This window comes from Candidatus Obscuribacterales bacterium (assembly GCA_036703605.1).
Taxonomy (GTDB): domain Bacteria; phylum Cyanobacteriota; class Cyanobacteriia; order RECH01; family RECH01; genus RECH01.
In genome coordinates this window covers 1-1,293 of record DATNRH010000849.1, presented here as the reverse complement: position 1 = coordinate 1,293, position 1,293 = coordinate 1, and the positions used below count along the sequence as shown (strand labels likewise).

1 protein-coding gene is annotated in these 1,293 nt (G+C 53.0%); it reads right to left on the bottom strand.

Features of this window, described 5'->3' with window-relative positions:
• A partial coding sequence (locus V6D20_17540; protein ID HEY9817587.1) for a solute carrier family 23 protein occupies positions 1 to 1,218 on the bottom strand: 1,218 nt, incomplete at its 3' end.
• Positions 1,219 to 1,293 lie beyond the last annotated feature (75 nt).

The following is a 1,293-nucleotide window of genomic DNA, read 5'->3' as shown; positions in this document are numbered from 1 at the left end:
AATTTCAGCCGACGCAATAATATTGATACCAGCTACAGCGATCGCCCCAAACATAACGATCGTGGCACCGCCCAGCACCGGCTGTGGAAGCACTTGAAATAAACCTGCCACCACAGGCAGGAGGCCAAGTAGCGCAAAGATGCCCGCCACAAAAAAACCAACGTAGCGACTGCCCACCCCAGTCATTTGGATAACGCCGTTATTCTGACTAAAGGTGGTGTTGGGGAAGGTGTTGAACACAGCAGCTAGTAGGGAGTTCACACCATCACCTAGCACTCCACCCTTGATGCGACGCATGTAGAGACTGCCTTTCACCGGTTGTCGGGATACGGCGGAGGTCGCGGTCAAGTCGCCAATGGTCTCAATCGCCGTGATGAAATAGAGCAGCACGAACGGAATAAATGCCGTGAAGTTAAAGTCCATGCCGTAGCGGAAGGGAATCGGGATCCGTACCAAGGGCAAGCTGCTGAGGCTGCTGAAATCAACCCGGCCGATGGCAATAGAAACAATGTAGCCAACGCCTAGACCAATGGCGATCGCTCCCATACGCAGATAGCGGTTGCCAGTCATGTTCATGATCACGATAATCAGCAGCACCAATCCGCCTAAACCCAGATTTTGCCAACTGCCAAAGGTTTCATTTTGGAGGGCGATCGCTCCCCCAGCTAGGCTAAAAATGCCGGTTTTAATGAGGCTCAGACCAATAATCATCACCACCGTGCCTGACACCACCGGGGTAATCACCTTGCTGGCTAAGTGTAAAAATCGGCTGAGGAAAATTTCAACGAAGGCTCCGAAAAAACATAGCCCAAAAATCAAGGCCAGTGCACCCTGGGGCGATGAGCCCGCCGCGATTGTTGCCGTACCCACGCCAATAATAGGGCCCAGGAAAGCAAAACTAGTGCCCTGTAGACTCAGCAAACCGGAGCCGACGGGGCCAAGGCGCTTGCATTGAATGAAGGTGGCTACCCCGGAGACAAACAGCGACATACTGATGATGTAACCCATGTCGGCTGGCTCCAACCCTAAGGCTCCACCAATAATCAACGGCGGTGTGATAATGCCAACAAACGACGCCAGCACATGCTGAAAGGCCACAAAAATCGCTTCACCAACAGGGGGGCGATCGTCTAAACCGTAGAGTAGATCAAAGGATGAGCTGGGGCGATCGCCACTGGGAGCCTGTTCGCGCGGTAGGGGTTGGTTTTGGGTTGTCATGGTGGGGTACTTCAATCAGGGTATGAAAGTGTTAGGTCAAACCTGACACATCGTCATCGCAGACTACAGACGGCT